Annotated in this window: 19 protein-coding genes; 12 read left to right on the top strand and 7 right to left on the bottom strand. The window is 65.8% G+C overall.

Features of this window, described 5'->3' with window-relative positions:
* Window positions 1-74 precede the first annotated feature (74 nt).
* A complete protein-coding gene (locus HYH08_RS29160; RefSeq protein WP_220013271.1) occupies window positions 75-773 on the top strand; it encodes a glutathione S-transferase family protein in 699 nt (232 codons plus the stop codon).
* An 85-nt stretch (window positions 774-858) separates the two neighbouring features.
* Here HYH08_RS29160 and HYH08_RS29155 read toward each other — a convergent pair whose 3' ends face one another.
* A complete protein-coding gene (locus HYH08_RS29155; RefSeq protein WP_220013270.1) occupies window positions 859-1,056 on the bottom strand; it encodes a cysteine-rich CWC family protein in 198 nt (65 codons plus the stop codon).
* A 112-nt stretch (window positions 1,057-1,168) separates the two neighbouring features.
* Here HYH08_RS29155 and HYH08_RS29150 point away from each other — a divergent pair, with 112 nt between their 5' ends.
* The 4 genes from HYH08_RS29150 (at window position 1,169) to hmuQ (ending at window position 5,182) form a co-directional block, all read left to right on the top strand.
* Window positions 1,169-2,740 (top strand): DUF1800 domain-containing protein, encoded by a 1,572-nt coding sequence (locus tag HYH08_RS29150; protein ID WP_220013269.1) that lies wholly within the window; start codon window positions 1,169-1,171, stop codon window positions 2,738-2,740.
* Window positions 2,741-2,742: 2 nt separating this feature from the next.
* Window positions 2,743-3,960: a DUF1501 domain-containing protein gene (locus HYH08_RS29145; protein ID WP_502789006.1), complete on the top strand. Its 1,218-nt coding sequence runs from the start codon at window positions 2,743-2,745 to the stop codon at window positions 3,958-3,960.
* 264 nt (window positions 3,961-4,224) lie between these two features.
* Window positions 4,225-4,584, top strand: coding sequence for an endonuclease domain-containing protein (locus tag HYH08_RS29140; RefSeq protein ID WP_220013267.1), 360 nt, complete (start codon window positions 4,225-4,227; stop codon window positions 4,582-4,584).
* Between the two features lie 274 nt (window positions 4,585-4,858).
* Window positions 4,859-5,182, top strand: coding sequence for a heme-degrading protein HmuQ (hmuQ, locus tag HYH08_RS29135; protein WP_220013266.1), 324 nt, complete (start codon window positions 4,859-4,861; stop codon window positions 5,180-5,182).
* A 16-nt stretch (window positions 5,183-5,198) separates the two neighbouring features.
* On the opposite strand, the gene HYH08_RS29130 is transcribed toward hmuQ, so the two are convergent.
* The 6 genes from HYH08_RS29130 to HYH08_RS29105 form a co-directional block, all read right to left on the bottom strand.
* Window positions 5,199-6,140 carry an aldo/keto reductase gene (locus tag HYH08_RS29130; RefSeq protein WP_220013265.1) on the bottom strand — a complete coding sequence of 314 codons (942 nt, stop codon included), beginning with the start codon at window positions 6,138-6,140 and terminating at the stop codon, window positions 5,199-5,201.
* Between the two features lie 260 nt (window positions 6,141-6,400).
* Window positions 6,401-6,856: a GNAT family N-acetyltransferase gene (locus HYH08_RS29125; RefSeq protein ID WP_220013264.1), complete on the bottom strand. Its 456-nt coding sequence runs from the start codon at window positions 6,854-6,856 to the stop codon at window positions 6,401-6,403.
* A gap of 64 nt (window positions 6,857-6,920) precedes the next feature.
* Window positions 6,921-7,727 carry a PAS-domain containing protein gene (locus tag HYH08_RS29120; protein WP_220013263.1) on the bottom strand — a complete coding sequence of 269 codons (807 nt, stop codon included), beginning with the start codon at window positions 7,725-7,727 and terminating at the stop codon, window positions 6,921-6,923.
* Window positions 7,728-7,847: 120 nt separating this feature from the next.
* Window positions 7,848-8,006, bottom strand: a complete 159-nt coding sequence (locus HYH08_RS29115; RefSeq protein ID WP_220013262.1) for a hypothetical protein — start codon at window positions 8,004-8,006, stop codon at window positions 7,848-7,850.
* Between the two features lie 73 nt (window positions 8,007-8,079).
* Entirely contained in the window at window positions 8,080-8,256 is a 177-nt protein-coding gene (locus HYH08_RS29110; RefSeq protein ID WP_220013261.1) for a hypothetical protein, read from the bottom strand.
* Between the two features lie 154 nt (window positions 8,257-8,410).
* Entirely contained in the window at window positions 8,411-9,061 is a 651-nt protein-coding gene (locus tag HYH08_RS29105) for a glutathione S-transferase family protein (protein WP_220013260.1), read from the bottom strand.
* Between the two features lie 540 nt (window positions 9,062-9,601).
* On the opposite strand from HYH08_RS29105, the gene HYH08_RS29100 reads away from it, so the two are divergent.
* The 7 genes from HYH08_RS29100 (at window position 9,602) to HYH08_RS29070 (ending at window position 18,128) form a co-directional block, all read left to right on the top strand.
* Window positions 9,602-10,804, top strand: a complete 1,203-nt coding sequence (locus HYH08_RS29100; RefSeq protein WP_220013259.1) for a pyridoxal phosphate-dependent aminotransferase — start codon at window positions 9,602-9,604, stop codon at window positions 10,802-10,804.
* A gap of 386 nt (window positions 10,805-11,190) precedes the next feature.
* On the top strand, window positions 11,191-11,673 hold the full coding sequence (locus HYH08_RS29095) for a DUF992 domain-containing protein (protein ID WP_220013258.1): 483 nt from the start codon (window positions 11,191-11,193) through the stop codon (window positions 11,671-11,673).
* A 294-nt stretch (window positions 11,674-11,967) separates the two neighbouring features.
* Window positions 11,968-14,016 (top strand): elongation factor G, encoded by a 2,049-nt coding sequence (locus tag HYH08_RS29090; protein ID WP_220013257.1) that lies wholly within the window; start codon window positions 11,968-11,970, stop codon window positions 14,014-14,016.
* Window positions 14,017-14,439: 423 nt separating this feature from the next.
* Entirely contained in the window at window positions 14,440-14,712 is a 273-nt protein-coding gene (locus HYH08_RS29085) for a helix-turn-helix domain-containing protein (RefSeq protein ID WP_080134733.1), read from the top strand.
* Between the two features lie 96 nt (window positions 14,713-14,808).
* Window positions 14,809-16,548: a SulP family inorganic anion transporter gene (locus tag HYH08_RS29080; protein ID WP_220013256.1), complete on the top strand. Its 1,740-nt coding sequence runs from the start codon at window positions 14,809-14,811 to the stop codon at window positions 16,546-16,548.
* A 45-nt stretch (window positions 16,549-16,593) separates the two neighbouring features.
* Complete coding sequence (locus tag HYH08_RS29075) at window positions 16,594-17,238, top strand: YoaK family protein (RefSeq protein ID WP_220013255.1); 645 nt, start codon at window positions 16,594-16,596, stop codon at window positions 17,236-17,238.
* Window positions 17,239-17,258: 20 nt separating this feature from the next.
* Window positions 17,259-18,128 carry a shikimate dehydrogenase gene (locus tag HYH08_RS29070; RefSeq protein ID WP_220013254.1) on the top strand — a complete coding sequence of 290 codons (870 nt, stop codon included), beginning with the start codon at window positions 17,259-17,261 and terminating at the stop codon, window positions 18,126-18,128.
* The last annotated feature ends 4 nt before the right edge of the window (window positions 18,129-18,132 follow it).

The raw sequence follows: 18,132 nt of genomic DNA, 5'->3' as shown, positions 1-18,132 counted from the left end.
TTTTGCAGCCGCCAAAGCCGAAACTTCTCGATCAGCGAATTAGTGAACATGCACAGCAACGACGGAGCATCACCATGTCACTCAAACTCTACGAACTCGTCGGCACCGATCCCTCGCGCCCGTTCAGCCCGTATTGCTGGCGCAGCCGCATGGCGCTGGCGCACAAGGGTCTTGCGGCCGAATCGCTGCCCTGGCGCTTCACCGAGAAGAGCGCGATCGCGCCGCACGGTTCGGAGCGGGTGCCGGTGCTGCTGCATCACGACAAGCCCGTGGTCGATTCCTGGACCATCGCGAACTATCTCGAAGACGAGTTTCCGGATCGTCCGTCGCTGTTCGGCGGCGAGGGCGGCCGCGCCATGGCGCGTATGATCAATGCCTTCGGCGACATCGCCATCGTCGGCGGCATCTTTCCGCTGATCATCGCCGACATCCCTAAGAACCTCGCCGAAATCGACGCGACCTATTTCCGCCAATCGCGCGAGGCGCGCTTCGGCGGCAAGAGCCTGGAAGAGATCATGGCGAGCCGGGACACCGGCGTCGTCGCGTTCCGCAAGTCGCTGGAGGTGCTGCGGCAGACGTTGAAGAAACAGCCCTTCATCGGCGGCAACGCGCCGAACTATGCCGACTACATCGTGTTCGGCGGTTTTCAATGGGCGCGCGTGACGAGCCCGTTCAAGCTGCTGGAAGCGGATGATCCGGTCTACGCGTGGCGGGACAAGCTGCTCGACGCGTTCGACGGCATGGCGCGGAAATCGCCGGGGCACGCGGTGTAGGTTTCGTAGTTTCGTAGGGTGGGCAAAGGCGCGAAGCCCGTGCCCACGCAATGAGAATGGTGGGCACGCTTGCGCTTTGCCCACCCTACGGCACCGCCTCCGCCGCCGCCTTGCGCAAACACTCCCGACACAAACAATCCTCGCCCTTGACCGGCATCGGCAGCTTTGCCGTCTCCTCCGCGCACCAGCACTTGCCTGAGAGATCGCAGCCGAACTCGGTGCCGCAGCGCGCGCAGGCGAGGCGGCGCGGTTCCTTCAGAGCGGATTCTTGCGGATTTGTCATGATCTGCCCAAAAGCTGCGCCGCCATTTTCATCTCGGGTTCATCTCTCGCTGCGGTATATTATGCGCTGCGCGTAGACTCGGGAAGCGGCTGGCAAGGCGAAGGACAAATCGATGGCCCGCGATTCGCACGCCGCACTCATTGCACTGAACCGCTTCGGTTTCGGCGCCCGCGGCGGAGCCTCCGGCGATCTCATCAATGCGGCGTCCGATCCGCGCGGTTTCGTGAAGGCGGAACTGGCGCGCCCCACGGGCGTGCTGCTGGAGGCGCCCGGCCTGCAATCGACGCCGCAGCTCGGCCAGGCCGTGTTCGCCTACCAGGATGAGGTCAAGCAGGCGCGCGAGGCGGCCGCGAAGGCCGGCGTGCCGCCCGAAGCGCCGCCGCCGCAGACCGACCAGAAGCCCGGGCCGCGCCGCAATCTCTCGCTCAACATGGTCGCAACCGAGATCGCCGGGCAGATGGCCGAGGCCAAACCTGCCGACAGCAAGTCCGCAGATAATGTGGCGAAGCCCGAGACCATGCAGCCGAACGCGGCCGCGCCGCCCGCCGCAAAGCCGGCGCCGCAGCCGCTCAACGTGATCCAGAAGACTTTTCGCGCGGAAGCTTTGGCGCGGTTGCAGCGCGCGACGCTGGTCGAGTGCGGCTTCACCGAGCGCCTCGTCGTGTTCTGGTCGAACCATTTCTGTATCTCCGCGAGCAAGGGCGAGCTGGCGCGGATCTGGGCCGGTTCGTTCGAACGCGAGGCGATCCGGCCGCACGTGCTGGGGCGCTTCGCCGACATGTTGAAGGCGGTCGAGCAGCATCCGGCGATGCTGTTCTTCCTCGACAACCAGCAATCGCTCGGGCCGGATTCGCGCGCCGGGCAAAACCGCAAGCGCGGGCTCAACGAAAATCTCGCCCGAGAGATCATGGAGCTGCACACGCTCGGCGTCGGCGGCGGCTACACGCAGGAGGACGTCACCTCGCTCGCGCGCATCATTACGGGGTGGACCTTTGCCGGAAGGCAGGGCGGGTTGGGAGCGCCCGGCTCCTTCGTGTTCAACGCCAATGCGCATCAGCCCGGCTCGCAACAACTGCTCGGCAAGACCTACGAGCCGACCGGCCTTGCGCAGGGCGAAGCCGCGCTCGCCGACATCGCGCGCCATCCCTCGACGGCGAAGTTCATCACGACCAAATTCGCCCGCCATTTCGTCGCCGACGATCCGCCGCCGGCGCTGGTTGCGCGGTTGCGCGATGTCTTTGTCAAGACCGATGGCGACCTCAAGGCGCTTGCCACTGCGCTGGTCGATTCCGACGAAGCCTGGCAGGCGCCGCTCACCAAGATGCGCTCGCCCTACGATTTCGTGGTCGCCAGCGGCCGGCTGCTCGCGCGCGTGCCGGAGGATCCCGGCGTCTATCTGAACAATCTCAATCTGCTCGGACAGCCGCTGTGGTCGCCGGCGGGGCCGAACGGTTTCCCGGATACCAGCGCCGCCTGGGCCGCGCCCGAGGGCATCAAGCTGCGGCTCGACATCGCAGCGCAAATGGGCGCGCGGCTCGGGCCCAACATCGATCCCCTCGATCTGCTCGAATTCGCCGCGGCCGATGCGGCGTCCGTCGAAACGCGCAAAACCATCGAGCGCGCGGAATCGCGCCAGCAGGCGCTGGCGCTGCTGTTGATGTCGCCGGAAATGCAGAGGAGATGACCATGATCGACTGCGTCGAGAACCGGCTCCTCACTTCGCGCCGCAGCCTCTTGCTCGGCGGCGCCTCCTTCGCCGCCTGGGCCTACTTGCCGAAATTCGCGCGCGCGGCCGACGGGCGCGATCCCAGGTTGATCGTGGTGATCCTGCGCGGCGCGCTCGACGGCCTCTCGACCGTCGCGCCGGTCGGCGATCCCGATTACGCCGGCCTGCACGGCTCGATCGCGCTCACGCCAGACGGCGCGCATCCCGCGATCATGCTCGACACCTTCTTCGCGTTGCATCCCGCGATGCCGGAGTTCGCGCGGATGTACCGCGACATGCATGCCGCGGTGATCCATGCGGTGGCAACGCCCTATCGCGACCGCTCGCATTTCGACGGCCAGGACGTGCTCGAAAGCGGCTATGCCGGCCCGGGCCGCGTACAATCCGGCTGGCTCAACCGCGCGCTGGAAGCGCTGCCGCGCGGCGAGCGCGTGTCGAGCGGTCTTGCGGTGGGGCCGACCACGCCGCTGGTCTTGCGCGGCAACGCGCCGACCGTTGGCTGGGCGCCGGTGGCGCTGCCGCAGGCCGACGACGACACCGCGATGCGCCTCGTCGATCTCTACCGTCATCGCGATCCCGCGCTGGCCTCTGCACTGTCGCAGGGTCTCCAGCTTGAGAAGGTCGCGAGCGGCGACGACATGAAGGCGAAGGGCGGCAATCAGGTCGCGCTGATGCGACAGGTCGCGCGCGGCGCGGCCAAGCTGATGGCAGCCGACGACGGCCCGCGCATCGCCGCGCTCGCCTTCGACGGCTGGGACACCCATGCCAATGAAGGCGGCCCCGTGGGGCGTCTCGCCTTCCTGCTCGGCGGCCTCGACGGCGCGCTCGCCGAATTCGAGAGCGGGCTCGGCGGTCGCTGGCGCGACACCGTTGTCGTCGTCGCCACCGAGTTCGGCCGCACCGCGCGCATCAACGGCACCGACGGCACTGATCACGGCACCGGCACTATCGCCTTGCTCGCCGGCGGCGCCGTGAAAGGCGGCCGCGTCATCACGGACTGGCCTGGCCTCAAGCTCGCGAACTTGTATGAAGGGCGCGATCTGAAGCCGACCACCGATCTGCGCTCGGTGATCAAAGGCGTGCTGCAGGGACAATTCGGCCTGTCCGACCGCGTGCTCGCGGAGACGGTATTCCCGGACAGTGCCGCAGCGCGGCCGATGAAGGGGCTGGTTGCTTAACCTCTCCCCGCTTTTCTGCGGGGAGAGGTCGGATCGCCCCCGGCGATGCGCAGCATCGTCCGGCAGCGATCCGGGTGAGGGGCCGGGCACTCTATTGCCACGAACTAAATCCCTCCGACTCGCAAGACCATTGCGATTGAGCGCACCGCATCTACAATTCAGACCGAACTCGTAGAGGCAGCCCCTCACCCCACCCTCTCCCCGTAAGAACGGGGCGAGGGAGCGAGAGAGTGGTGCGTCCATCACGGGTGAAGGGGCAGGGCAATGCGTGGCCACAACGAAAGACCCATCCGACTCGCAAGACGCTTGCGGGTCGATCAGACTGACGCTGAGACGGTTCTCTGGAATCGCATTCGCAACCGGCGGATCGACGGACACAAGTTCGTCAGGCAGGAACCTATCATCGGCTATATCTGCGATTTCGTGTGTCGCGAGAAGCGGATCGTCATCGAAGTCGACGGCGGGCAGCACAATGAATCCGGGGCAGATGCTATTCGTGATGAACGCCTCGGCGAGAAGGGATACAAGGTACTTCGCTTTTGGAATAATGAAGTGCTCGGGAATATCGAAGGCGTTCTGACCGTTATTCAGTCCGAACTCGCGGCCGCGGAAGTCTCGTCTTAACCTCTCCCCGCCCTTTGCGGGGAGAGGTCGGATCGCCCCCGGCGATGCGAAGCATCGTCCGGCAGCGATCCGGGTGAGGGGCAGGGCACACTGTTAGCCCCCGAGGCGGCCCATCCGACCCGCACAATGACAGTGCGCAGATCGCGACCTTCGCTTACAATTGAGACCGAATTCGCGGACGCAGCCCCTCACCCCACCCTCTCCCCGTAAGAACGGGGCGAGGGAGTGAGAGGGCGGCGCGTCCCTCACGATCGCATGTCAGGAGAGACCACCCATGTACATCGCCATGAACCGCTTCCGTGTCGCCAAGGGCTCCGAAGCCGCCTTCGAGCAGGTCTGGCTCTCGCGCGACACGCATCTGGACAAGGTGCCGGGCTTCGTCGAATTCCATCTGCTACGCGGACCGGAAGCCGAGGACCACACGCTCTATGCCTCGCATACGATCTGGGCTAACCACGCAGCATTCGAGGCCTGGACCAAGTCCGAAGCGTTTCGTGCTGCTCATGCCCGCGCCGGGGACACCAAGCCGACCTATCTCGGCCATCCCCAGTTCGAAGGCTTCAAGGTGATGCAGACGGTCGGACGCGGCGCCAAATAGCGCCGCGCCGCAAAGATCAGCCCAGCGTGATCTTGTCGATCTCCGCCATTTCTTCGGCGCCGAGCTTCCACGCGATCGCCTTCACATTCTGCTCGATCTGCTCGGGGCGGGTCGCACCCGCGATCACGCTCGACACTTGCGGGCGCGCAGCGAGCCAGGAGAAGGCGAGCTCGAGCATGCTGTGCCCGCGCGCGCTCGCAAAAGCCTGGAGCTTCTCGACGATCGCCTCGTTGCGCGGCGTGACGTAGCGGTCGCGCAGTCGCGGCGTCTGGCCGAAGCGGGTGTCGCCGGGCGCGGCCTCGCCCTTTTTGTATTTGCCGGTGAGAAGTCCGCTGGCGAGCGGGAAGAACGGCAGAAGGCCGAGCTTGTATTCCTGCGCTGCAGGCAGCAGGTCCTTCTCGATGTCGCGCACCACCAGCGAATATTCGTCCTGGCACGACACAAAACGCGCGGTGTTCATCGCGCGCGCGACGTATTCCGCTTCCGCGATGCGCCAGGCCGGAAAGTTCGAATTGCCGATGTAGCGGACCTTGCCCTGGCGGACGAGATCGTCGAGCGCGCGCAGGCTCTCCTCGATCGGCGTCAGCGGATCGTAGTCGTGCTGCTGGTAGAGATCGATGTAGTCGGTCTTCAGCCGCTTCAGGCTCGCTTCCACGGCCGACATGATGTAGCGGCGCGAGGCGCCCTGCTTGGTGCCGTCCTCGGCCATCGGCTTCGAATATTTCGTCGCCAGCACGATGTCCTTCCGGCGATCGCCGAGCACCGCGCCGAGCACGTTTTCCGAGCCGCCCATGGCCGAATAGATGTCGGCGGTGTCGAACAGCGTGATGCCGAGGTCGAGCGCGCGGTGGATCACCTTGCGCGAGGCTTCCAGGTCGATGCGCTGGCCGAAATTGTTGCAGCCGAGCCCGACTGCGGACACGCGCAGGCCGGAGGCGCCGAGATTACGAATTTCCATGGGAGGTCCCGTCAGCAGAGAGCAGTGCGGCATTGTGACCGCGGCGTGCCGCAGCAGCAAGCCGCTCACCGCGTCGCTGCCATGCTGAAACAACCCGGACAAAAAAATGCGGCCCCTGTCAGACGCGGCGACTGACGGGGACCGCTTTGGGGCGCTTGATCGGTGACGGGGGGCCTGATCAGACGCAGCTGCAACTTAATCCCGATGTGTAACGCGCCGGTGACAGTCCGAGTTATCCACAGGGCGTCCAGCCCGCGACATCAGAAGATCTTGCGGTAGACGATGAAACCGGAGCGCTCGGCGACCTTGTCGTACAGGCGCTGCGCGGTGACGTTGGTTTCGTGCGTCTGCCAATAGACCCGCGGCGATCCCGCCAGCTTCGCCCGCTCGTACACGCCGTAAATCAAGGCCGAGGCGACGCCCTTGCCGCGCGCGGACTCCAGCGTGAACAGATCCTGCAGATAACACGACGGCTCGATTGCGGTGGTGCTGCGGTGGAACAGATAGTTGGTCATGCCGAGCAGCTTGCCGTCGCTCTCGGCGACCAGCCCATGCACCGGCTCATAAGCATCGAAGAAGCGCTGCCAGGTCACCTTCGTGATCTCGGGTGCAAGCGCCGTCGGGCCGGAGCGGCCGTAGAACGCATTGTAGCCCTCCCACAGCGGCAGCCATTGCTCATAATCCTGCCGTGCGACGGGGCGAATGGTGAGTGACATGTGAAATCCCGCGATCGATGAGGCGTCCTTCATACGTGATGAAGGGCATTGCGATCAATTGCGTCTACTCCGCGACGCGCAAGTAGCGGATCAGCTTGCGGTTCGCGGGATCGCGCAGCGAGCGGTAGTAGTCGGCGCGCGCAGGCGCATCGGTGTGGCGCACGAGATCGGTCACCGGCGTGGTGCTCAGCATGCGGCCGCCGTCGGGCAGCACGGTGCAGACGAAGCGCAGCACCTCGCCGCTGCGCAGGCCGATGTTGATCGGCCTGGCGTCGCCGATCCGCACCATCTCCATGCGCTGCGCGATGAAGGTGCCGAGTTCGTCCTCCGGCAGTTCGAACGCGCCGATATCGCGGCCGTGATACATCAGCGCGATGAAGGGCGGCTTGCCGTCGGCGATCTCGTCCGGCAGCGCAAAATAGTCACGGAAGGCGCGGTTGATGAATTCGGCGCGGGTCTCGGCATCGAGCAGCACGATGCCGATGTCGACCTGATCGAGCGCGGCCGACAGCCGCGCGGCGATGGCGTGGCTGCGCCGCTCGGCGGCGAAGCTGTCGAGCAGCCGCTCGCGCATCAGGCCGGTGATGCCAGCTGTTCCGAAAGCCGTGACAGCGAGAAGCCCGATCGGATCGGCGCTGGCATGGAGCGGCACCGCGCGATGGCCGGCAAAGAACAGCGCCGCGCCGGCGACCGCGAGCGCCGCGCTGGTCATGGCGGATGCGAAGCCGGACAGTGCGCCTGAAAGCGCGACGATGCAGATGAACAGCGGCGCCGGCGAGGGAGTGTGAATGGAGCGATCGAGCAGGATCGCCAGCAGCGTGATCGCCACCGTCAGCACGGGACCGGAGATCGCACGCCATCCGAACCGCATCTCGTTCCTCCCTGAACGAGTAAGGCCGGAAGACTGACGGATTGTTGCGATGACGCAGTGCGAAATCGTGCGGCGCGCTTAAAAGGCGCTTGCGACGGCGCGCAAAGCTTTCGGATGATTTTACACCAAGTGCGCGTGCCTGAGGCGTTGCTGCAGCGCGGGCGTAGTCAACGTCGAGGTCCCCGAGTTCTTGCGCATGCCGGTGAAGATCAGCAGCGATGCCGCGACCAGGATGGCCGCGGTCAGCGTGAAGGCAACAATGACCACTGGTGATTTCATCGATGTCCCGTCGCGATGCCGTCAGGCGCGGGGGCGCGCGGCACCTTGAAGGCCGTCGAGGATGAAACGGGGATCAGACCGGCAGACCCATCGCCATGGTCGCCTTGGTCGACAGCACTGTCAGGGTGACGATCAGGCACAGCGAGACGGCGGCGACGGCGAGCGAGGCCGCGACCGCGTTGGTCAGCCGGGAAGACGAAACGGTAACGGTTTGGCCCTGAAAGCCTGCCGTGCCGGACGCCCGAATCATGGTCTAAATCCTTCAACGTGCGAGCGAATCACCCGCGACATCGAACAATTTCCCTGTTTCTACCGGCAATATTGCGGCGGCTATCACGCCGAACATGGCGGCATTGCGGCAAAGGTTAACGATATGCCCGCTATTCGTTAACGCCGCACCGTTTTCAGGCGCCCGCGGCGATGCTGGCGGGGTCGTCGATGTCCGCGGGACGCCAGTCCATCGCGACGAAGCCGGGCGCCGCTTCCACCCGCTTCAGCCAGTCCCGGATCGCCGGGAAGGGGTCGAGGTCGAAGTCGCAGCGGTCGGCGAGGTGGGTGTAGCCGTACAGTGCGATGTCGGCGACGGTGAGCTGACGGGCGGCGAAGTAGGAATTGGTCTTGAGGTGATTCTCCATCACCTGGAGCGCGCCATAGCCGCGCTCCATCCAGTCCTCCAGCGCGTGCGTCTGCAGGTCGCGGCCGCCCTTCACCAGCGACAGCCAGAAATAGGCAGCCCCGATGTTCGGCTCGAGCGCGTGCTGCTCGAAGAACATCCATTGCAGCGCCTCGGCGCGATCGATGCGGTTCTCCGGCGCGAGCGGCGTGCCGACGGCGACGTACCACAGGATGGCGTTGGATTCCGCGAGATAACGGTTGTCGCCGACCTCGAGCAGCGGCACCTGTCCGGACGGGTTCTTCGCCAGGAAGTCCGGCGTCTTGCTTTCGCCGCGCAGAATGTCCACCTCGATCGCTTCGTAAGGCAGGTTCAGCAGCGCCAGCGCAAGGCGGACCTTGTAGCTGTTGCCGGAGCGCTGCATCGAATAGAGCTTGTACATTCTGAAGATGATTCCGGAAGGACAGGAGGCACGACGCATCGTGCCCCGCGCCGCGGTTAAACAATGATGCCGATGCGAATCCGCCGCAAGGGCTGCCCCATAGAAAAACTCGAAAACCCTGCCGCACTGCAATGCGGCGGAAGATCATTTCCGTGCGACCATCCAACTCAGGTCACGCTTGCGTCAACGTTCGGACGCATGGCGCCGTGCATTGTGTGAGACTCGTGAGCAATCTCGCCGAGGTGTCAGCCCGCCGTCAGTTTCGTGGTCGAAGTCTTGGCCCGAAGTCTTGGCACGAAGACTTGGCCCGAACGGTTCAAAATTGCTCCGAGGACAAGCCTTCCCGGATATGAGCGATTTGCGCGGCAAAGTTGCGGAAAATTGCGGGAAAACGGGCCTTGAACCGCTCCAGATCCGTAAACTTTTGCGAGATTGGGCCGAAGTTTCTTGCGACGCAGCGGCACACGTTTTAGGGTGTCTCCATTCCCACAATTGGAGTCGTGAGGCCACAGGGTTCACGACGCTTGTCAGGAGATGACGATGTCCTTCCTTGCCGCTGCGCTCGACCGTGTGAAGCCGTCCGCGACCATCGCGGTCACGGATAAAGCACGCGCGCTGAAAGCGGCGGGCCGCAACGTCATTGGCCTGGGTGCCGGCGAACCCGACTTCGACACGCCCGCCAACATCAAGCTGGCCGCGATCCACGCCATCGAAGCCGGCAAGACCAAGTACACCGCGGTTGACGGCATCCCCGAGCTGAAGGAAGCCATCATCGGCAAGTTTCAGCGCGAGAACGGCGTCACCTACAAGCCGAACCAGATCATCGTCGGCACCGGCGGCAAGCAGGTGCTCTACAACGCGCTGATGGCGACCATCAATCCGGGCGACGAGGTGATCATCCCAGCTCCGTACTGGGTCAGCTACCCCGAGATGGTCGCGCTCGCCGGCGGCGAGCCGGTGCCGGTGGTCTGCACCGCGGCTCACGGCTTCAAGCTCCAGGCCGAGGCGCTCGAGCGCGCGATCACGCCGAAGACCAAATGGGTGATCCTGTGCTCGCCGTCGAACCCGACCGGCGCGGCCTATACCAGGTCCGAGCTGAAGGCGCTCACCGACGTGCTGGTCAAGCATCCGCATGTCTGGGTGATGACCGACGACATGTACGAGCACCTCGTCTATGACGACTTCCAGTTCACCACCGTCGCGCAGGTCGAGCCGAAACTCTATGACCGCACGCTCACCGTGAACGGCGTCTCGAAGGCCTATTGCATGACCGGCTGGCGCATCGGCTACGCCGGCGGTCCTGCGCAGCTGATCAAGGCGATGTCGACGATCCAGTCGCAGTCGACCTCGAATCCGTCGTCGATCGCGCAGTGGGCCGCGGTGGAAGCGCTGAACGGTCCGCAGGACTTCATCGCCGCCAACAACAAGGTGTTCAAGGAGCGTCGCGACCTCGTGGTCTCCATGCTCAACCAGGCCAAGGGCATCGAGTGCCCGCGTCCCGAGGGCGCGTTCTACGTCTATCCGTCCTGCGCAGGCACGATCGGCAAGACCGCGCCGTCGGGCAAGGTGATCGACAACGACGAGACCTTCGTCACCGAGCTCTTGGAGACCGAAGGCGTCGCGGTGGTGCAGGGTTCGGCCTTTGGCCTTGGACCTGCCTTCCGCATCTCCTATGCAACCAAGACTTCGGACCTCGAAGATGCCTGCAAGCGCATCCAGCGTTTTTGCGGCAATCTGCGGTAAGCTGATCGCGACAGTGCAAATTGAAAAGGCCCGCTTCGGCGGGCCTTTTTGTTCGTGGTTCGGTGAGCGGAGTCGGATGAACTTTTGTTCTGGCCGGCATCGTGCATGGCCCCTCACCCGGATCACATCTGCGATGTGATCCGAGCTCCCCCCGCAGAAGGGCGGGGAGAGGTTGAGTCGCGCCGATAGCGAGCCGAACTGTTGTACCGTCAGGGGCGCACCGCTCGTGCACGCCCTCGCCCCGTTCTTGGGGTGAGGGGTTTTTTCCACGCGCCCGATTTTAGAGACGTCCGATCTGGCACCGCCAACACTCTTATGGCATAGACCAACGCGCGGCGTGTGCCGCGCCCGCTCTGCTCGCATCACATTCATCGCCGGAGACATTCATGCGCCGTTCGTTCATCTTCGCCGGGCTCACTGCCGCCAGCCTTGTTGCCTCCGCCGCAAGCAGCGATGCGCAGCAGCAGCGGCTGGTCCGGGTCGGCGTGCTCGAATGCCGTGGCGGCGCCAGCGTCGGCTTCATCGTGGGCTCGGTGACCAATCTCGGCTGCGTACTGCGCGCCGATGGCGCGCCGGAAGATCGCTACGTCGCGACCATCCGCAAAGTGGGCCTCGACATCGGCATCACCCAGGAGACCACGCTGGCCTGGGGCGTGTTCGCGCCGGTCGACCGGCTCGGCCCCGGTGATCTCTCCGGCAATTACGCGGGCGCGCAGGGCAGCGCCTCGGTCGGCGTCGGCGGCGGCGGCAACGTGCTGGTCGGCGGCTCCAACAATTCGATCTCGCTGCAGCCGCTCAGCCTGCAGGGCCAGGTCGGCCTCAACGTCGCTGCCGGCCTCGAAAGCCTGGAACTCCGGCCGGGCCGATAAGGATTTGCGGACGACGCTCTCTCTTCACCTCTCCCCAGCGGGGAGAGGTCGGATTGCTATGGCGCGCAATTGCGCGCCTGAGCAATCCGGGTGAGGGGCCGCAGCATACGGTGAGACTGTAACCCCTCACCCGGATCGCATCTTCGATGCGATCCGACCTCTCCCTTCGGGAGAGGTGGAACATCGACGACGCACCGCAGCGACGTTTGCCGCTTGCCAAATCTCGGGGACGGGCAGAGCATCTGCGTTTGCCGACCCAATCATGGGCCGAGCTCCACACCAAGGAGGCGGCGAATGGGACAAGACGTCAGAAGTCCCCGAGGTCCACGGTGCATCGCGCTGGTGGGCCCTTTCCAAAGCGGTAAAACCACACTTCTCGAAGCCATCCTGGCGCGAACGGGCGCAATCCCGCGCGCCGGCAGCGTGGACGCCGGTACGTCCGTCGGCGACGCCACGCCGGAGGCCCGTCATCACAAGATGACCGTTGGCCTCACCGCCGTCACCACTAATTTCATGGGCGACAGCTACACCTTCCTCGATTGTCCCGGTTCCGTCGAGTTTGCCCACGACATGCGCGCCGCACTGCCTGCGGTCGACGCCGCCGTCGTGGTGTGCGAGGCCGACGAGAAGAAGCTGCCGCAGCTTCAGATCATCCTGCGCGAGCTGGAGGAGCTGAAGATTCCGCGTTTCCTGTTCCTCAACAAGATCGACCGCGCCAACGAGCGCATCCGTGAGACGCTCGCGATGCTGCAGCCCGCCTCGCGCGTGCCGCTGGTGCTGCGCCAGATCCCGATCTGGAAGGGCGAGCTGATCGAGGGCTTCGTCGATCTCGCGCTGGAGCGCGCATTCATCTATCGCGAGCACAAGGCGTCCGAAGTGGTCGCGCTCGAAGGCGGCAATCTCGATCGCGAGAAGGAGGCCCGCTTCTCGATGCTGGAGAAGCTTGCCGATCACGACGACGCGCTGATGGAGCAATTGCTCGAGGACATCCAGCCGCCGCGCGATGCCGTGTTCGACGACCTCGCCCGCGAGCTGCGCGAAGGGCTGATCTGCCCGGTGCTGCTGGGCGCTGCCGCGCGCGAGAACGGCGTGCTGCGCCTGATGAAGGCGCTGCGCCACGAGTCCCCCGGTGTCGCGGAGACCGCAAAGCGTCTCGGCGTCCCCGAGACGAAGGATGCGCTTGGCTTCGTCTTCAAGACGCTGCATTCGCAGCACGGCGGCAAGCTGTCGCTGACGCGGCTGCTCGCCGGTCATCTCGACGACGGTGCCACGGTGCAATCCGCCACCGGCGGCATCAGCCGCATCTCCGGAATCCTCGCCGTCAACGGCGCCTACGACACCAAGCGTGCCGCGGCGGACGCCGGCGACACGGTGGCGCTGGCCAAGCTCGATCCGATCAAGACCGGCGACACCGTGACCAATGGCAAAGCCCCGCCGGCCGCGCTCGCAGCCATCGAGCCGACGCCGCCGGTGCTCGCGATCTCGGTCGCGGCCACCGATCGCAAGGATGACGTCAAACTCGGTCAGGCCCTGATGCGGCTGCACGAGGAGGATCCCTCGCTCGTCATCGTACAGAATGCCCAGACCCACGACACCGTGCTGTGGGGGCAGGGCGAGATGCATCTGCGTGTCGCCAGCGAGCGCCTGCGCGATCGCTTCGGCATCAAGCTCACCTCGCATCCACCCGCGATCGGCTACCAGGAAACCATCCGCAAGCCGATCACCCAGCGCGGCCGTCACAAGAAGCAGTCCGGCGGCCACGGCCAGTTCGGCGATGTCGTGCTCGACATCAAGCCGTTGCCGCGCGGCGACGGCTTCAAGTTCACCGAGAAGGTGGTCGGCGGCGCGGTGCCGCGCAACTACATCCCTGCGGTGGAGGAGGGCGTCGTCGACGGGCTGACGCGCGGCCCGCTCGGCTTCCCCGTCACTGATGTGCAGGTGACGCTGACGGACGGCTCCTATCACAGCGTCGATTCCTCCGACCTCGCCTTCCGCACGGCGGCCCGGATCGGCCTCAACGAAGGCCTGCCGCAATGCCAGCCGGTGTTGCTGGAGCCCATCCATGTGGTCGAGATCGTCTGCCCGACCGACGCCACCGCCAAGATCAACGCGATCCTGTCGGCACGTCGCGGCCAGATCCTCGGCTTCGACACCCGCGACGGCTGGACCGGCTGGGACTGCGTCCGCGCCATGATGCCGGAAGCCGAGATCGGCGAGTTGATCGTCGAGCTGCGTTCGGCCACGGCCGGGGCGGGCAGCTTCACCCGCCAGTTCGACCACATGGCCGAAGTCACGGGACGCGCAGCCGACCAGATCATCGCCGCGCATCAGCACGCAGCGTGATGGGCGTCGCACGGTAAGACAGGCACCGCTCTCTCCCGCCCTCTTCCCGTTCTTCACGGGGAGAGGGCGAGGGGCGGTCTCCATACGTGCGGTGTATTAATTGGCCGGCATTTTCTTCACTCTCATCGCGAACGCAGCGAAGTCTTAGCTCCGTCATCCTGAGGTGTGAGTTGCGCAGTGCATTGCACTGCGCGGCGAGCCTTGAAGGATGCACGGCCCGCCGCATCGGGGCCGCCCATCCTTCGAGGCTCCCCATGGGACGCTTCGCGTCCCATGGCTCGCACCTCAGGATGACGGAGCCAACGCCGTTGCGTGACGGAGGAGGCAGACGGGCATGCCCTTGCGCTTTCCTCTCAATGATGTATTTTACATCATTGTATATGCACTAAATATCACTTATAACACCTGATACGTGAGGTCCGGGTGATCACGTCATTCCAGATGCGGGCAGCCCGCGCGCTGCTTGGCATCGACCAGAAAACCCTGGCCGAGCTCGCCGGCGTATCGCTGCCGACCATCCAGCGAATGGAGGCCTCGACCGGCAATGTGCGCGGCGTGGTCGAGACCTTGATCAAGGTGGTCGAGGCGTTCGACCGGGCCGGTGTCGAGTTGATCGGCGAGCAGGCGCGTAGCGACAGCGGCGGGCGGGGCGTTCGCCTGAAGGAGCCGGGTTCGCCGCGCCGCGTCGGGGCATGATCGCTCTGATCGTGCCCGGGCAGAAATGAGCTAGCGCACCGTCGCGTCCGACATCGCGGCCGCACGATGCAGTGGAGCATTGTGGGACAGCGACGTATGAGCATCACCAGCGATCACGCAAACCGGCTGCACAAGCTACGCCAGCCGACCTTCGCCGAACTGTATTTGCCGAAGCTCGTCACCGTCTGGCGCGAAGGCTACGGCCTCGCTGATTTCCGCGCCGACGTGTTCGCAGGCCTGACGGTTGCGATCGTCGCGCTGCCGCTGTCGATGGCGATCGCGATCGCCTCGGGCGTGACGCCGGATCGCGGCCTCTACACAGCTGTCGTCGGCGGTTTCATCGTGTCGCTGCTCGGCGGCAGCCGTTTCCAGATCGGCGGGCCCGCCGGCGCCTTCATCGTGCTGGTCGCGGTGACCGCGGAACGGCACGGCGTCGACGGCGTCATCCTTGCCACCATGATGGCGGGTGCGTTCCTGATCGCCGCGGGCCTGCTCCGCATCGGCACCTACATCAAGTTCATTCCCTATCCGGTCACGGTCGGCTTCACCGCCGGCATTGCCGTCATCATCTTCGCCAGCCAGCTCCGCGATCTCGCCGGCATCACGCTGGCGGGGAAGGAGCCGAGCGAGTTCGTGCCAAAACTCGTCGCGCTCGCCGGCGGCCTCAACACCATCAATCCATCGGCGCTTGCCGTCGCGCTCGTCAGCATCGCGATCATCGCGGCCTTGCGCCGCTGGCGGCCGTCCTGGCCCGGCATCCTGATCGCGGTCGTGCTCGCCGCGGTCGCGAGCGCCGTGCTGTCGCTGCCGGTCGAGACCATCGGCTCGCGCTTCGGCGGCATTCCCCGCGAATTGCCGTCACCGGCGCTGCCGGCGTTCTCGCTGGCCAAGGCGCAAGCGGTGCTGCCGGACGCCATCGCGTTCGCGCTGCTGGCTGCGATTGAATCGCTGCTGTCGGCCGTGGTGGCCGACGGCATGACCGGTCGCCGTCACCGCTCCAATTGCGAACTGGTGGCGCAAGGCGTTGCCAATATCGGCTCGGCCTTGTTCGGCGGCATCTGCGTCACCGGCCTGATCGCGCGCACCGCCACCAACATTCGCGCCGGCGCGCGCGGGCCGCTGGCGGGCATGCTGCATTCGGTGTTCCTGCTGCTGTTCATGCTGATCGCCGCGCCGCTGGCAAGCTACATCCCGCTGGCTGCGCTCGCTTCCGTGCTGGTCGTGGTGGCCTGGACCATGGCCGAGAAGCACGAATTCGCGACGCTCTTGCGCTCGTCCTGGGGCGATGCGGTCGTGCTGCTCGCGACCTTCCTGCTCACCGTCTTCCGCGATCTCACCGAAGGCATTTTGGTCGGCTTCGCCCTCGGCGCGGTGCTGTTCATCCATCGCATGGCGGAGATGACGGGGATCGAGGAGCGCTCGCCGCTGGTGCCCGCCGATCGCCCAGATGACGGCAATGGCGAGCGTGTGCCTTACGATCCCGCGCTGGCGGTCGACCGCGACGTGCTGGTCTATCGCATCACCGGCGCGTTCTTCTTCGGTGCGGCCTCCGCCATCGGCAACGTGCTCGACGGCATCGCCGACAACCGCAAGGGATTCGTGGTCGATTTCGCTGCGGTGCCGTTCCTGGATTCGACCGCCGCCAACGTGCTCGGCCGCGTCGCCGTCAAGGCGCACCGCCAGGGCATCCGGCTGTTCATCACGGGCGCCTCGCCCGCCGTCCGCCGCGCGCTGCTCACCCATGGCGTGACGCCGCCGCGCGCCCGCTACCGCGAAACCATCGCGCGCGCGGTCGCCGACATCAAGGGCGGCGAAGCCGCAGCTGCTGCGAGCTAGCGGCAGCGCACTTGACACTGCCGCGTCGCGGCGGTGGTGTCTGACATGCTCAATTCGGGTCGCAACATCGCGCTGGCCTGCGCGCTTAGCATGCTGGCGGGCTATGTCGACGGCATCGGCTTTCTGCATCTCGGCGGCCTGTTCGTCTCGTTCATGAGCGGCAATTCCACGCGCCTCGGCGTCAGCCTCGCAGAGGCGCAGTGGTGGCAGGCCGCGGTGGCGCTCGGCCTGATCGCGCTGTTCGTGGCAGGCGCGGCTGCCGGCAGCCTCGTCGTGCTCGGCGGTGGTACCGAGCGGCAGCCTTGGCTGCTGCTGATCGAAGCCGCGCTGCTGGCCGGCGCGGGACTTTGTCACTTCTACGCCCTGCCGAATTTCGCAATCGCGGCCATCGTGCTCGCGATGGGGCTGGAGAATGCCGTGTTTCAGATCGACGGGGGCGCCGGCCTCGGGCTCACCTATGTCACGGGCGCGCTGGTCAAGGCCGGGCAGCATCTTGCGGTGAGCCTCACCGGTGGGCCGCGCTGGGGCTGGGCGCCGAACCTGCTGCTTTGGGCCGCACTGGTTGCGGGCTCCGCGGCCGGCGCGTTCGTCTATGTCTGGATCAATCTTGCGGCGATCTGGTTCGGCGCGGGCGCGGCACTGGCGCTGGCCGCGAGCGTGGCACTGGCGCTGCGGCGCCCGCGCGCTTGACAGAGCCTGCGGGACGCGAAATGGATCGCCTCCCAAGCCCCAGGGAGGAGACGACCGTGACCAAGGCTCCCGCAGCCTGCTTGATCGGATGGCCGGCCGCGCATTCGCGCTCGCCGCTGATCCATCATTACTGGCTGCGTACGCTCGGGATCGAGGGCGGCTATGTCATCGAGGCGGTTCCGCCGGATGATTTGCGCGACTTCGTGCTGCGGTTGTCGCTGCGCGGCTTCGTCGGCGCCAACGTCACCATTCCGCACAAGGAAGCCGTGCTGGCGCTGTCGACGCCCGATGCGCGCGCGCAGGCTGTGGGCGCCGCCAACACGCTGTGGTTCGAGGACGGCGAGCTGCGCTCGACCAATACCGATGTCGAAGGCTTTGTCGGCAATCTCGATGCCAGCGCGCCCGGCTGGGACAAGGCGGACGAAGCGCTGGTGCTCGGCGCCGGCGGCTCCTCGCGCGCGGTCGTGTTCGGCCTGCGCGAGCGCGGGGTCAAGCGCATCCATCTCGCCAATCGCACCATCGCGCGGGCCGAGACTCTGGCAAGAGAGTTCGGGCCGAACGTGCATCCTGTTGCGTGGGAGGCGATCGGTGAGGTGCTGCCGCGCGCAAAACTTCTCGTGAACACGACCTCGCTCGGCATGCACGGCCAGCCCGAGCTCGACGTCGATGTGGCGCGCCTGCCTGACGGAGCCGTCGTCGCCGATCTCGTTTATGTCCCGCTGGTGACCCCGCTGCTGGCGACAGCAAAGGCGCGTGGCTTAAAGACCGCCGACGGGCTCGGCATGCTGCTGCACCAGGCGGTGCGCGGTTTCGAGCTGTGGTTCGGCCAGCGGCCGCAGGTCACGGACGAGCTGCGCGCGCTGGTCGAGGCCGATCTCACAAAGACTTGAGAGA

It is taken from the genome of Bradyrhizobium sp. BR 10289 (genome assembly GCF_019455385.1).
Classification (GTDB): domain Bacteria; phylum Pseudomonadota; class Alphaproteobacteria; order Rhizobiales; family Xanthobacteraceae; genus Bradyrhizobium.
This window is presented reverse-complemented; position numbering and strand designations above follow the sequence as displayed.

What these genes read in the sequence shown, in the direction of transcription:
- HYH08_RS29160 (WP_220013271.1), top strand. Translation starts at nt 75, where the DNA reads ATGTCACTCAAACTCTACGAACTCGTCGGCACCGATCCCTCGCGCCCG.
- HYH08_RS29155 (WP_220013270.1), bottom strand. Translation starts at nt 1,056, where the DNA reads ATGACAAATCCGCAAGAATCCGCTCTGAAGGAACCGCGCCGCCTCGCC.
- HYH08_RS29150 (WP_220013269.1), top strand. Translation starts at nt 1,169, where the DNA reads ATGGCCCGCGATTCGCACGCCGCACTCATTGCACTGAACCGCTTCGGT.
- HYH08_RS29145 (WP_502789006.1), top strand. Translation starts at nt 2,743, where the DNA reads ATGATCGACTGCGTCGAGAACCGGCTCCTCACTTCGCGCCGCAGCCTC.
- HYH08_RS29140 (WP_220013267.1), top strand. Translation starts at nt 4,225, where the DNA reads ATGCGTGGCCACAACGAAAGACCCATCCGACTCGCAAGACGCTTGCGG.
- hmuQ (WP_220013266.1), top strand. Translation starts at nt 4,859, where the DNA reads ATGTACATCGCCATGAACCGCTTCCGTGTCGCCAAGGGCTCCGAAGCC.
- HYH08_RS29130 (WP_220013265.1), bottom strand. Translation starts at nt 6,140, where the DNA reads ATGGAAATTCGTAATCTCGGCGCCTCCGGCCTGCGCGTGTCCGCAGTC.
- HYH08_RS29125 (WP_220013264.1), bottom strand. Translation starts at nt 6,856, where the DNA reads ATGTCACTCACCATTCGCCCCGTCGCACGGCAGGATTATGAGCAATGG.
- HYH08_RS29120 (WP_220013263.1), bottom strand. Translation starts at nt 7,727, where the DNA reads ATGCGGTTCGGATGGCGTGCGATCTCCGGTCCCGTGCTGACGGTGGCG.
- HYH08_RS29115 (WP_220013262.1), bottom strand. Translation starts at nt 8,006, where the DNA reads ATGAAATCACCAGTGGTCATTGTTGCCTTCACGCTGACCGCGGCCATC.
- HYH08_RS29110 (WP_220013261.1), bottom strand. Translation starts at nt 8,256, where the DNA reads ATGATTCGGGCGTCCGGCACGGCAGGCTTTCAGGGCCAAACCGTTACC.
- HYH08_RS29105 (WP_220013260.1), bottom strand. Translation starts at nt 9,061, where the DNA reads ATGTACAAGCTCTATTCGATGCAGCGCTCCGGCAACAGCTACAAGGTC.
- HYH08_RS29100 (WP_220013259.1), top strand. Translation starts at nt 9,602, where the DNA reads ATGTCCTTCCTTGCCGCTGCGCTCGACCGTGTGAAGCCGTCCGCGACC.
- HYH08_RS29095 (WP_220013258.1), top strand. Translation starts at nt 11,191, where the DNA reads ATGCGCCGTTCGTTCATCTTCGCCGGGCTCACTGCCGCCAGCCTTGTT.
- HYH08_RS29090 (WP_220013257.1), top strand. Translation starts at nt 11,968, where the DNA reads ATGGGACAAGACGTCAGAAGTCCCCGAGGTCCACGGTGCATCGCGCTG.
- HYH08_RS29080 (WP_220013256.1), top strand. Translation starts at nt 14,809, where the DNA reads ATGAGCATCACCAGCGATCACGCAAACCGGCTGCACAAGCTACGCCAG.
- HYH08_RS29075 (WP_220013255.1), top strand. Translation starts at nt 16,594, where the DNA reads ATGCTCAATTCGGGTCGCAACATCGCGCTGGCCTGCGCGCTTAGCATG.
- HYH08_RS29070 (WP_220013254.1), top strand. Translation starts at nt 17,259, where the DNA reads ATGGATCGCCTCCCAAGCCCCAGGGAGGAGACGACCGTGACCAAGGCT.